This is a genomic window from Streptomyces sp. enrichment culture (assembly GCF_964273255.1).
In the GTDB taxonomy this organism is placed as follows: Bacteria; Actinomycetota; Actinomycetes; order Streptomycetales; family Streptomycetaceae; genus Streptomyces.
Genome location: NZ_OZ186835.1, coordinates 1,805,901 through 1,819,411 on the forward strand (window position 1 = coordinate 1,805,901; position 13,511 = coordinate 1,819,411).

At 65.6% G+C, this 13,511-nt stretch carries 5 protein-coding genes, 1 tRNA gene and 3 rRNA genes; 1 reads left to right on the forward strand and 8 read right to left on the reverse strand.

Going from position 1 to position 13,511, the window contains the following annotated elements:
* The first annotated feature begins 151 nt into the window (after positions 1-151).
* Positions 152-2,905 (forward strand): SpoIIE family protein phosphatase, encoded by a 2,754-nt coding sequence (locus tag ACSU53_RS07645; protein WP_437025848.1) that lies wholly within the window; start codon positions 152-154, stop codon positions 2,903-2,905.
* A 189-nt stretch (positions 2,906-3,094) separates the two neighbouring features.
* Here ACSU53_RS07645 and ACSU53_RS07650 read toward each other — a convergent pair.
* The 8 genes from ACSU53_RS07650 to thyX form a co-directional block, all read right to left on the reverse strand.
* Positions 3,095-3,167: transfer RNA gene (locus ACSU53_RS07650), tRNA-Thr, on the reverse strand.
* An 84-nt stretch (positions 3,168-3,251) separates the two neighbouring features.
* On the reverse strand, positions 3,252-3,914 hold the full coding sequence (locus ACSU53_RS07655) for a DegT/DnrJ/EryC1/StrS family aminotransferase (protein ID WP_437033070.1): 663 nt from the start codon (positions 3,912-3,914) through the stop codon (positions 3,252-3,254).
* Positions 3,915-4,028: 114 nt separating this feature from the next.
* Positions 4,029-4,145, reverse strand: a 5S ribosomal RNA gene (gene rrf, locus ACSU53_RS07660).
* 85 nt (positions 4,146-4,230) lie between these two features.
* Positions 4,231-7,354, reverse strand: a 23S ribosomal RNA gene (locus ACSU53_RS07665).
* Positions 7,355-7,670: 316 nt separating this feature from the next.
* Positions 7,671-9,199, reverse strand: a 16S ribosomal RNA gene (locus tag ACSU53_RS07670).
* Together the 16S, 23S and 5S rRNA genes form the textbook arrangement of a ribosomal RNA operon.
* A gap of 494 nt (positions 9,200-9,693) precedes the next feature.
* On the reverse strand, positions 9,694-11,382 hold the full coding sequence (locus ACSU53_RS07675) for a ribonuclease J (protein ID WP_437025850.1): 1,689 nt from the start codon (positions 11,380-11,382) through the stop codon (positions 9,694-9,696).
* A 153-nt stretch (positions 11,383-11,535) separates the two neighbouring features.
* Positions 11,536-12,435, reverse strand: a complete 900-nt coding sequence (gene dapA / locus ACSU53_RS07680) for a 4-hydroxy-tetrahydrodipicolinate synthase (protein ID WP_437025852.1) — start codon at positions 12,433-12,435, stop codon at positions 11,536-11,538.
* A 214-nt stretch (positions 12,436-12,649) separates the two neighbouring features.
* Positions 12,650-13,417 (reverse strand): FAD-dependent thymidylate synthase, encoded by a 768-nt coding sequence (gene thyX, locus ACSU53_RS07685; RefSeq protein ID WP_362101592.1) that lies wholly within the window; start codon positions 13,415-13,417, stop codon positions 12,650-12,652.
* Between the last annotated feature and the right edge of the window lie 94 nt (positions 13,418-13,511).

A 13,511-nucleotide genomic window follows, 5' to 3' on the forward strand; every position in this document is an offset into this window, starting at 1 on the left:
CGGCAGACGCCTCCGGACGAAAACACAGCAGACCGGCATCCGCTTGACCCGCGAAGGTAAGTAACCTTGCATGCGGCTGTCCAGCCACGCCGGTCCGTCCGGCCTGGGCGGTGGACGGAGACGAGCGGGCATCGGAGGGGCGGCCGCAGCAATGACCACCGGACTGATCCCGGGGGAACACCCCCCGGAGCCACGGCCGACGGGCGAGCTGCCGCAACAGCGGCCGGAGCCGGTCGGCCACGGAGTCATGCCCGTCGAGAACCGGTCGAGGAGTTCTGTGATCACCGCGCGCGCGGCCGCCACCTTCGAGCCCGTCGGGCGCTCGGTCGCGAGCGCCCGCGCCTTCGTCCGCGACACCCTCCAGGGCTGGGGCTTCGGTGACATCGTCGACGACGCCGTCGTTCTCACCAGCGAACTGGTGACCAACGCCGTGGTGCACGCCGGCACCGCCGCGGACCTGCTCTGCCTGCGCGGCGACGACGGCGTCCGGATCGAGGTGGCCGACCGGTATCCGGAGCGCGAGGTCCCCGTCCAGGGCTCCCTCGCCACCATGGGCAGCCTCGACCGGGAGGGCGGGCGCGGCCTCCAGCTCTGCGCCGCCCTGGCCTCCCGCTGGGGCGTGGAGTACACCCCCGCCCACAAGACCGTCTGGTTCCAGCTGGACCTCCCGGAGCGCCCCGTGGGCACCCGCGCGGCCGGCCCGGCCCTGCCGCCCGACCTGCTGCCCCTCGCCGACGGACGGGTCCGGGTCGCGGTGCTGCAGATCGACCGCGCCGGAACGATCACCGCCTGGAACGAGGACGCGGAGGAACTGTTCGGCTACCCGGCCGAGCAGGTCACCGGCAAGCCGCTCACCGACCTCGCGGCCTGGCCGCACACCCCCGGCACCGGCACCGGCATCGCCGAGGCCCTCCAGCTCTCCCGCTGGGAGGGCAGCTACGGCATCCGCGGCGCCCACGGCCGCGTCCTGCCCGTGTACGCCTCCCACCTGCGCGTCCGCGACACCGACGGCGAACCCTCCACCGTGTGCCTGCTCGTGCGGGACCACGAACGCGCGGTCCTCCAGACACCGTTGCGCTCCCCGTCCTCCGACGGCGCCGGCTCCTCCGGCGAGGGCCAGAACACCGACCCGTTCGAGGTCTTCATCGGCTCCCCCGCACCCGACGACCTCGACGGCCTCCTCCAGCGCACCGTCGAACGCGCCCGCGACATGCTCGACGGCGACGCCGCCTTCCTGCTGCTCGCCACCGACGACGAGACCGAACTGGAGGTCCGCGCCTCCACCGGCCTGCCCTCCGCCCGGCAGCGCTTCGCCCGCGTGCCCGTCGAGGCGGGCCCCGGCCGCTACGGCTCCGCCCGCATGCCCGCCGTCCACGACGACCTGACCGCCGTCCACGGCCCGGTCCCCCTCCTCAACGGCACCGGCATGCGCTCCGTCGTCACCGTCCCGCTCAAGGTCGAGGGTCGCCTCACCGGATCCCTCGGAGTCGCCGCCGAGGCACCCGGCCGCTACTCCAACGAGGAGGCGCTGCGCCTGCAGTTCGCGGCCGACCGGATCGCCCTGGCCGTCGAGTCGGCCCGCCTGGGCGAACTGGAACGGCTGCGCCGCGGCTCCCTGAGCTTCCTCGTCGAGGCGTCCGACCTGCTCGCCGGCACCCTCGACCGCGACCAGACCCTGGCCCTCATGGCCCAGATGACGGTCCCCACCCTCGCCACCTGGTGCGCCGTCTACACGATCGCCGACCAGTCGTCCGAGCCGTACCTGTCCTACGTCCTGCACGAGGACGAGGAGCAGATCGACGGCATCAAGTCCCTGCTGTCGAAGATCCCCCCGCCGGACCCGGTGCCCACGCCCGGCGCCCGCGTGTGGTCGGCCCCCGGCGAGGTGGCCCACCAGGCGGCCCTGCGCACCTCCATGCGCAGCCTCGGCCTCAGCGGCCCCGACCACCGCGTGACCCCGGGCATCGGCCCCACCCTCGCCACGGCCTCCGCGGTCGGCGGCGAGATCGTCGTCCTGCCGCTGGTCGCCCGCAACCGGGTCATCGGCATACTGACGCTCGGCAAGCCCACCGACGAACACTTCCGCCAGGAGATCCTGGAACTCGCCGAGGACCTCTCCCGCAGGGCCGCCCTGGCCCTCGACAACGCCCGGCTCTACTCGGAGCGCACCGCGATCAGCCAGTCGCTCCAGCGCAGCCTCCTGCCGCCGGAACTCCCGTTGGTGGAAGGCGTGGAGGTCGAGGTCATCTACCGCGCGGCCGGCGAGGGCAACGAGGTCGGCGGCGACTTCTACGACCTGTTCCCGATCAGCGACGGCGCCTACGGGTTCGCCATCGGCGACGTCTGCGGCACGGGGCCCAACGCGGCGGCGGTCACCGGCCTCGCCCGGCACGCCCTGCGCCTGCTCGCCCGCGAGGGCCTCAGCGGCCCGGCCGTCCTGGAACGGCTGAACTCCGCGATCCTCGACGAGGGGGCGCGCAGCCGCTTCCTCACGCTCCTGTACGGCGAGCTGCGCCCCCAGGAGGACGGCAGCGCCGAACTGAAGGTCGTCTGCGCCGGTCACCCGCTTCCCCTGCGGCTGCGGCAGGACGGCACCGTGGAACCGGCCGCCGAACCCCAGCCGCTCCTGGGGGTGCTGGAGGACCTGGAGCTCTACGAGCAGACGGTCACCCTCGATCCGGGCGACGTCCTGCTGTGCGTCACGGACGGCGTCACCGAACGCCGGGAGGGCTCCCGGATGCTGGGCGACGACGGCCTCGCCGACGTCCTCACGACGTGCACGGGCCTCACCGCCGGCGCCGTCGCGGCCCGCATCATGCGCGCCGTGGAACGCTTCGCCTCGGACGCCCCGTCCGACGACATGGCGATCCTCGCGATGCGCGTTCCGGGGCTGCCCACGGACTGAGGAACCGGGGAGACGCGGGGACACCCCGCCGGGAGGAACTGCTGCGCCAGGAACGGCAGGGAGTCCGGCGGTCTCTCTTTCCCGCCAGCGCCTCGCGTCACGGTCAGGGGACACACGGACGCGGAAACGGACACGGACACGGACACGAGAAAGGCCCCGCCCGTGAATCGGGCGGGGCCTTTCTGTCGGAGCCCCCAAACGGAATCGAACCGTTGACCTTCTCCTTACCATGGAGACGCTCTACCGACTGAGCTATAGGGGCCTGTTACCGGCCGGGATCTTCCCCGCGGCAACGGAATAGATCATACCCCGAACAGCACCGTGCTCCCAACACCCTCGGCCGCCCTCAGGAAGCCGGCTGGAGCAAACCTCCGAGGGCATTGCACGCGGACGCTATGCGCTGCATGTCCCGTCTGGTGAGGGCCGCGTGCACCGGAAGCGCCAGCGTCTCGTCGGCAGCCCGCTCGGTCTCGGGCAGGGACACGCACCGACGGAACCCGGGCAGCCGGTGCACGGGCGTCTTGACGGGCACCGAGCACGCAACGCCCCTGGCCCGTACGGCACGTGCGAAGGCGTCCCGGTCCGGTCGGCCGTTGCCGGGCACCCGGACCACGTACTGCTCGTAGGTGTGCCCGGCAGCCCCGTCCGGTGTCGCCACGCCTCTGAGCCTGGCGTCGAGATAGGCCGCGCGCTCCCGGCGCCGGGCTATGTCGTCGTGGGGTGCGCTGCCTTCGTGGTGCTCCAGGACGAGCAGCTGGTGCCGGAGCCCCAGCGCCCGCAGACGCCCGAGGTCGGCCGGCCTTCCGAAGCGGTGCACGGCCACCACAGCGGCGGTCCGGGGAGTCAGGGCATCCGTGACGGCTTCGGGGGACAGCCCGTACGTCACCGGGTCTATGTCGGCGAACACCGGCATCGCCCCGATCGTCGTCACCGCCTCGGCGATCTCCACGTTCCCGAAGGCCGGCACGACGACTTCGTCACCGATGCCGACGCCGGCGGCCCTGAGCAGTGCGGCAATTCCCATGAGGCGGATGCTCGTCGGGCGACATGAACGGTACGTGACGCGAAACAAAAAAGGGTTGGACCCGAAACCGAAGTTCCGGGTCCAACCCTGTCACGTATTGTTCGGCGGCGTCCTACTCTCCCACAGGGTCCCCCCTGCAGTACCATCGGCGCTGTAAGGCTTAGCTTCCGGGTTCGGAATGTAACCGGGCGTTTCCCCTACGCTATGACCACCGAAACACTATGAAACACTCAACCGCACCACACCAACAGGTGTGGGGTTGTTCGTGGTTTCAGAACCAACACAGTGGACGCGAGCAACTGAGGACAAGCCCTCGGCCTATTAGTACCGGTCAACTCCACACGTTACCGTGCTTCCATATCCGGCCTATCAACCCAGTCGTCTACTGGGAGCCTTACCCCATCAAGTGGGTGGGAGCCCTCATCTCGAAGCAGGCTTCCCGCTTAGATGCTTTCAGCGGTTATCCCTCCCGAACGTAGCCAACCAGCCATGCCCTTGGCAGAACAACTGGCACACCAGAGGTTCGTCCGTCCCGGTCCTCTCGTACTAGGGACAGCCCTTCTCAAGACTCCTACGCGCACAGCGGATAGGGACCGAACTGTCTCACGACGTTCTAAACCCAGCTCGCGTACCGCTTTAATGGGCGAACAGCCCAACCCTTGGGACCGACTCCAGCCCCAGGATGCGACGAGCCGACATCGAGGTGCCAAACCATCCCGTCGATATGGACTCTTGGGGAAGATCAGCCTGTTATCCCCGGGGTACCTTTTATCCGTTGAGCGACGGCGCTTCCACAAGCCACCGCCGGATCACTAGTCCCGACTTTCGTCCCTGCTCGACCCGTCGGTCTCACAGTCAAGCTCCCTTGTGCACTTACACTCAACACCTGATTACCAACCAGGCTGAGGGAACCTTTGGGCGCCTCCGTTACCCTTTAGGAGGCAACCGCCCCAGTTAAACTACCCATCAGACACTGTCCCTGATCCGGATCACGGACCCAGGTTAGACATCCAGCACGACCAGACTGGTATTTCAACGACGACTCCCCCTGAACTGGCGTCCAGAGTTCACAGTCTCCCAGCTATCCTACACAAGCCGAACCGAACACCAATATCAAACTGTAGTAAAGGTCCCGGGGTCTTTCCGTCCTGCTGCGCGAAACGAGCATCTTTACTCGTAGTGCAATTTCACCGGGCCTATGGTTGAGACAGTCAAGAAGTCGTTACGCCATTCGTGCAGGTCGGAACTTACCCGACAAGGAATTTCGCTACCTTAGGATGGTTATAGTTACCACCGCCGTTTACTGGCGCTTAAGTTCTCAGCTTCGCCCCACCGAAATGGAGCTAACCGGTCCCCTTAACGTTCCAGCACCGGGCAGGCGTCAGTCCGTATACATCGCCTTACGGCTTCGCACGGACCTGTGTTTTTAGTAAACAGTCGCTTCTCGCTGGTCTCTGCGGCCACCCCCAGCTCAGAGCGCGAAGCCCATCACCAGGAATGGCCCCCCTTCTCCCGAAGTTACGGGGGCATTTTGCCGAGTTCCTTAACCATAGTTCACCCGAACGCCTCGGTATTCTCTACCTGACCACCTGAGTCGGTTTAGGGTACGGGCCGCCATGAAACTCGCTAGAGGCTTTTCTCGACAGCATAGGATCATCCACTTCACCACAATCGGCTCGGCATCAGGTCTCACCCTTGATGAGTGGCGGATTTGCCTACCACTCGGGCTACACCCTTACCCCGGGACAACCACCGCCCGGGATGGACTACCTTCCTGCGTCACCCCATCACTCACCTACTAACCGCTTGGTTCAGCGGCTCCACCACTCCGACCTCGTCCGAAGACTCAGCCGGCGGCTTCACGGCCTTAGCATCACGATGCTCGATGTTTGACGCTCCACAGCGGGTACCGGAATATCAACCGGTTATCCATCGACTACGCCTGTCGGCCTCGCCTTAGGTCCCGACTTACCCTGGGCAGATCAGCTTGACCCAGGAACCCTTAGTCAATCGGCGCACACGTTTCTCACGTGTGAATCGCTACTCATGCCTGCATTCTCACTCGTGAACCGTCCACAACTGCCTTCCGGCGCTGCTTCACCCGGCACACGACGCTCCCCTACCCATCACAGTCTCCGTTAGGAGTATGTACTGCAATGACACGACTTCGGCGGTACGCTTGAGCCCCGCTACATTGTCGGCGCGGAATCACTAGACCAGTGAGCTATTACGCACTCTTTCAAGGGTGGCTGCTTCTAAGCCAACCTCCTGGTTGTCTCTGCGACTCCACATCCTTTCCCACTTAGCGTACGCTTAGGGGCCTTAGTCGATGCTCTGGGCTGTTTCCCTCTCGACCATGGAGCTTATCCCCCACAGTCTCACTGCCGCGCTCTCACTTACCGGCATTCGGAGTTTGGCTAAGGTCAGTAACCCGGTAGGGCCCATCGCCTATCCAGTGCTCTACCTCCGGCAAGAAACACACGACGCTGCACCTAAATGCATTTCGGGGAGAACCAGCTATCACGGAGTTTGATTGGCCTTTCACCCCTAACCACAGGTCATCCCCCAGGTTTTCAACCCTGGTGGGTTCGGTCCTCCACGAAGTCTTACCTCCGCTTCAACCTGCCCATGGCTAGATCACTCCGCTTCGGGTCTTGAGCGTGCTACTCAAACGCCCTATTAGGACTCGCTTTCGCTACGGCTTCCCCACCCGGGTTAACCTCGCAACACACCGCAAACTCGCAGGCTCATTCTTCAAAAGGCACGCAGTCACGAGACACCAGCAAGCTGATGTCCGACGCTCCCACGGCTTGTAGGCACACGGTTTCAGGTACTATTTCACTCCCCTCCCGGGGTACTTTTCACCATTCCCTCACGGTACTATCCGCTATCGGTCACCAGGGAATATTTAGGCTTAGCGGGTGGTCCCGCCAGATTCACACGGGATTTCTCGGGCCCCGTGCTACTTGGGTGTCTCTCAAACGAGCCGCTGACGTTTCGACTACGGGGGTCTTACCCTCTACGCCGGACCTTTCGCATGTCCTTCGCCTACATCAACGGTTTCTGACTCGTCCTGTTGCCGGCAGACAACAGAAGAGAGATCCCACAACCCCGTATGCGCAACCCCTGCCGGGTCTCACACGCATACGGTTTGGCCTCATCCGGTTTCGCTCGCCACTACTCCCGGAATCACGGTTGTTTTCTCTTCCTGCGGGTACTGAGATGTTTCACTTCCCCGCGTTCCCTCCACACTGCCTATGTGTTCAGCAGCGGGTGACAGCCCATGACGACTGCCGGGTTTCCCCATTCGGACACCCCCGGATCAAAGCCTGGTTGACGACTCCCCGGGGCCTATCGTGGCCTCCCACGTCCTTCATCGGTTCCTGGTGCCAAGGCATCCACCGTGCGCCCTTAAAAACTTGGCCACAGATGCTCGCGTCCACTGTGCAGTTCTCAAACAACGACCAACCACCCACCACCCCGAGCAACAGCTCGAGTTCACTGGGGCCGGCACCGAAGACATCGACCATACGGCCGTGCCCTCAGACACCCAACAGCGTGCCCGACACCCTCACCACCCGTGATCCGCGTTCCACGCTCCGAAGAGCAGTACTGGCAGCCCGAGTCGACTGAGTGTGCCGAGTAGTCAACGTTCCACCCATGAGCAACCAGTGCGAGACGTTCGCTCGCATGCTGGCCTCTGACCGTGTCCCGAGGGACCCGGTGAGAAGTGCTCCTTAGAAAGGAGGTGATCCAGCCGCACCTTCCGGTACGGCTACCTTGTTACGACTTCGTCCCAATCGCCAGTCCCACCTTCGACAGCTCCCTCCCACAAGGGGTTGGGCCACCGGCTTCGGGTGTTACCGACTTTCGTGACGTGACGGGCGGTGTGTACAAGGCCCGGGAACGTATTCACCGCAGCAATGCTGATCTGCGATTACTAGCGACTCCGACTTCATGGGGTCGAGTTGCAGACCCCAATCCGAACTGAGACCGGCTTTTTGAGATTCGCTCCACCTCACGGTATCGCAGCTCATTGTACCGGCCATTGTAGCACGTGTGCAGCCCAAGACATAAGGGGCATGATGACTTGACGTCGTCCCCACCTTCCTCCGAGTTGACCCCGGCGGTCTCCCGTGAGTCCCCAACACCCCGAAGGGCTTGCTGGCAACACGGGACAAGGGTTGCGCTCGTTGCGGGACTTAACCCAACATCTCACGACACGAGCTGACGACAGCCATGCACCACCTGTACACCGACCACAAGGGGGGCACCATCTCTGATGCTTTCCGGTGTATGTCAAGCCTTGGTAAGGTTCTTCGCGTTGCGTCGAATTAAGCCACATGCTCCGCCGCTTGTGCGGGCCCCCGTCAATTCCTTTGAGTTTTAGCCTTGCGGCCGTACTCCCCAGGCGGGGCACTTAATGCGTTAGCTGCGGCACGGACGACGTGGAATGTCGCCCACACCTAGTGCCCACCGTTTACGGCGTGGACTACCAGGGTATCTAATCCTGTTCGCTCCCCACGCTTTCGCTCCTCAGCGTCAGTATCGGCCCAGAGATCCGCCTTCGCCACCGGTGTTCCTCCTGATATCTGCGCATTTCACCGCTACACCAGGAATTCCGATCTCCCCTACCGAACTCTAGCCTGCCCGTATCGACTGCAGACCCGGGGTTAAGCCCCGGGCTTTCACAACCGACGCGACAAGCCGCCTACGAGCTCTTTACGCCCAATAATTCCGGACAACGCTCGCGCCCTACGTATTACCGCGGCTGCTGGCACGTAGTTAGCCGGCGCTTCTTCTGCAGGTACCGTCACTTTCGCTTCTTCCCTGCTGAAAGAGGTTTACAACCCGAAGGCCGTCATCCCTCACGCGGCGTCGCTGCATCAGGCTTGCGCCCATTGTGCAATATTCCCCACTGCTGCCTCCCGTAGGAGTCTGGGCCGTGTCTCAGTCCCAGTGTGGCCGGTCGCCCTCTCAGGCCGGCTACCCGTCGTCGCCTTGGTGAGCCGTTACCTCACCAACAAGCTGATAGGCCGCGGGCTCATCCTGCACCGCCGGAGCTTTCGAACCACCAGGATGCCCAAGTGGTTCAGTATCCGGTATTAGACCCCGTTTCCAGGGCTTGTCCCAGAGTGCAGGGCAGATTGCCCACGTGTTACTCACCCGTTCGCCACTAATCCCCACCCGAAGGTGGTTCATCGTTCGACTTGCATGTGTTAAGCACGCCGCCAGCGTTCGTCCTGAGCCAGGATCAAACTCTCCGTGAATGTGTACCCGTGATCGGGTCGACACCACGAGAGCGGAACCACCGGAGGAATAGTCCGATGGTTCACAGCGTCCTCGCTGTGTTTTTCAAAGGAACCTCGCCCCAGCTGATGCTGGAGACGGGGTATCAACATATCTGGCGTTGACTTTTGGCACGCTGTTGAGTTCTCAAGGAACGGACGCTTCCTTCGTACTCACCCTCTCGGGCTTTCCTCCGGGCGCTTCCCTTCGGTGTTTCCGACTCTATCAGATCTTTCCGATCCGATTTCCTCGGTGCTTTCCAGGTCGACGCTTTTCGCGCTTTCCTTTCCGGCGGTTCCGACTTTATCAGAAGTTCTGAGTCGGATTTCCCCACCCCGCCAGGGGCTGTGCACCGACGCGTGAAGCAGTCGGGTTCCCGATCGGGGGGAGCTGTAAACGTACTGGAGCGGGGCGCCCAGATGCAAATCGGGGCGCCCCGCTCCGGGTTGGCGCGTCCGCGCCGGCCGACGAACCGTCAGACCTCCACCACGACCGGGAGGATCATCGGACGGCGCCGGTAGGTGTCCGACACCCACTTGCCCAGCGTGCGCCGCACCAGCTGCTGCATCTGGTGGGGTTCGACCACGCCGTCCTGGGCCTGCCGTTCCAGCACCTCCGTGATCTTGGGGATCACGGCGTTGAAGGCCGAGTCCTCGATACCGGAACCGCGGGCGTGCACGTGCGGGCCGCCCGTGATCTTGCCGGTGGAGGAGTCGATGACCACGAAGACGGAGATGATGCCCTCGTCCCCGAGGATCTTGCGGTCCTTCAGCGCGGGCTCGCCGACGTCGCCGACCGAGAGGCCGTCGACGTAGACGTATCCCGCCTGCACCTTGCCGGAGATCTTCGCCTTGCCCTCGACGAGGTCGACGACGACGCCGTCCTCCGCGATCACGATCCGGTCGTGCGGGACGCCGGTCAGGGCGCCCAGCTCGGCGTTGGCCCGCAGATGGCGCCATTCACCGTGCACCGGCATCAGGTTCCGCGGGCGGCAGATGTTGTAGAAGTACAGCAGCTCGCCGGCGGAGGCGTGGCCCGAGACGTGCACCTTGGCGTTGCCCTTGTGGACGACGTTGGCGCCCCAGCGGGTCAGGCCGTTGATCACGCGGTACACCGCGTTCTCGTTACCGGGGATGAGCGACGACGCGAGGATCACCGTGTCGCCGTCGACGATGCGGATCTGGTGGTGGTCCCGGTTGGCCATGCGGGACAGTGCCGCCATCGGCTCGCCCTGGGAACCGGTGCAGACCAGCACCACCTCGTGGTCGGGCAGGTCGTCCAGCGTCTTGACGTCCACGACCAGGCCCGGCGGCACCTTCAGGTAGCCGAGGTCGCGGGCGATGCCCATGTTGCGGACCATCGAGCGGCCGACGAAGGCCACCCGGCGGCCGTACTCGTGGGCCGCGTCGAGGATCTGCTGGATGCGGTGGACGTGGCTGGCGAAGCTGGCCACGATGATCCGCTTGCGGGCGTTGGCGAAGACCTGGCGCAGGACGTTGGAGATGTCCCGCTCGGGCGGGACGAATCCCGGGACCTCGGCGTTCGTCGAGTCGGACAGGAGGAGGTCGATGCCCTCCTCGCTGAGCCGGGCGAAGGCGTGCAGGTCCGTGAGGCGGTTGTCCAGCGGCAGCTGGTCCATCTTGAAGTCGCCGGTGTGCACGACCATGCCCGCGGGGGTGCGGACGGCGACGGCCAGCGCGTCCGGGATGGAGTGGTTGACCGCGACGAACTCGCAGTCGAAGGGGCCGATGCGCTCGCGGTGCCCCTCGGCCACCTGAAGGGTGTAGGGGCGGATGCGGTGCTCCTGGAGCTTGGCCTCGATCAGGGCGAGGGTGAGCTTGGAGCCGATCAGCGGGATGTCCGGCTTCTCCCGGAGGAGGAAGGGGACGCCGCCGATGTGGTCCTCGTGGCCGTGCGTGAGCACGATGCCCTCGATGTCGTCGAGGCGGTCGCGGATGGACGAGAAGTCCGGGAGGATCAGGTCGATCCCGGGCTGCTCCTCCTCCGGGAAGAGGACTCCGCAGTCGACGATCAGAAGGCGGCCGCCGAACTCCAGGACGGTCATGTTCCGGCCGATCTCGCCGAGGCCGCCGAGCGGGGTGACGCGCAGTGCGCCTTCCGGCAGCGGCGGGGGCGGGCCGAGTTCAGGGTGCGGATGACTCAAAAGACTCTCCTCAACCACACGCGCCACGTACCGGTGGGCACGTGGCGCGCATGACGTTCGTGCAGAAGCAGGTGTCGAAGTGGGGTGCGGGCACCGGTGGCCCGCCTGTTCAGTTGTGAAGTCGATGCGCGCGCGGGCGCGCGAAGCCCGTTGTCAGAGCTGTACCCCGCCGGCGGCAAGATCGATCTTGAGCTGCTCGATCTCCTCGGGCGCACACCCCACCATGGGGGCCCGCAGCGGTCCGCCGGGCAGGCCCTGCAGGGCGAGCGCCGCCTTGGTGGTCATCACGCCCTGCGTGCGGAAGACGCCCGTGTAGACGGGGAGCAGCTTCTGGTGGATCTCGGTGGCCTTCTGGACGTCTCCCGAGGTGTACGCGTCGACCAGGGCGCGCAGCTCGGGGGTGACGAGGTGACCGACGACCGAGACGAACCCGACCGCGCCCACGGAGAGCAGCGGAAGGTTCAGCATGTCGTCGCCGGAGTACCAGGCGAGGTCCGAGCGCGCGATGGCCCAGCTCGCGCGGCCGAGGTCGCCCTTGGCGTCCTTGTTGGCGACGATCCGGGGGTGCTCGGCGAGGCGGACGAGAGTCTCGGTGTTGATCGGGACGCCGCTGCGGCCGGGGATGTCGTAGAGCATCACCGGGAGCTCGGTAGCGTCGGCGATGGTCGTGAAGTGCCGGAGGAGGCCCTCCTGCGGGGGCTTGTTGTAGTACGGCGTGACGACCAGGAGGGCGTGTGCGCCGGTGCGCTCGGCGGTGCGGGCGAGCGCGATGCTGTGGCGGGTGTCGTTGGTGCCGACTCCGGCCACGACGTGGGCGCGGTCGCCGACCGCCTCCAGGACCGCCCGTACGAGGTCGGCTTTCTCCGCATCGCTGGTGGTGGGCGACTCGCCGGTGGTGCCGTTGATGATCAGGCCGTCGTTGCCTGCGTCCACCAGGTGGGTGGCGAGCCGCTGGGCGCCGTCGAGGTCGAGTGCGCCGTCCGCCGTGAAAGGCGTGACCATGGCGGTGAGGACCCGCCCGAAGGGGGTCTGCGGAGTGGAGGTCGGAGCCATGGGTTACACGCTACTCGTTGCGCGGGGCGGGGTCTGCCCTCGGGGGATGCGACAACCCCGGACAAAGGCGGATCCCGGCACTGCCTGCTCGGGGGTTCAGGCAGTACCGGGTCCGTTCGATCAGGCTAGATGAACTTCGCGAAATGCCGCAATCCGGACACTTCGCAGGGCTGACCCGTACATCTGTGCCCGGCGGGGGCATTCCCCCGGACGCCTACGGGGCGACGCGGCCGTTGGCGTTGAAGGCGGCGTGGGTGAGCGGCATCAGCCGCGCCCACTCGGCCTCCATGCGCTCGCCGACCATCTCGATCTCCCGCTGCGGGAAGGACGGCACCTTGGCCAGCTCGTGCTGGGTGCGCAGACCGAGGAAGTGCATCAGCGAGCGGGCGTTGCAGGTGGCGTACATCGAGGAGTACAGGCCCACGGGCAGGGTGGCGCGGGCGACCTCGCGGGCGACGCCCTCGGCCAGCAGCTTCTGGTAGGCGGCGTAGGCCTGCTCGTAGGTCTCGGTCAGGACGCGCTGCACCGTGGCGTGCTGGTCGGTGGTGCCCTCGACGAAGACGTACTTGCCCGGGCGCCCCTCCTGGACCAGCTTGCGGGACTCGTCCGGGACGTAGAAGACCGGCTGCAGTTCCCGGTACCTGCCCGACTCCTCGTTGTAGGACCATCCGACCCGGTGCCGCATGAACTCGCGGAAGACGAAGATCGGCGCGCTGATCAGGAAGGTCATCGAGTTGTGCTCGAAGGGGCTGCCGTGGCGGTCCCGCATCAGGTAGTTGATCAGGCCCTTGGAGCGCTCCGGGTCCTTCTGCAGTTCCCCGATCGACTGCTCGCCGAGCGTGGAGACGCGGGCGGCGAACAGGACGTCGGCGTCCGAGGCGCTGGACTTGACCAGCTCGACCGTGACGTCGCTCCGCAGGGTGACGTCGGCGGGCGGGGTCGGCTGGGAATCGTCGGCGGAGCTCAAGGGGGTCCTTCCCATCTGGTCTGGCGTGCGGCGCCCACTTTACGGGGCGTCCCGGCGGGAGCGGCAGACGCCCGACTTGTACCGACCGGTGGGATCTTTGTGCGTCCGG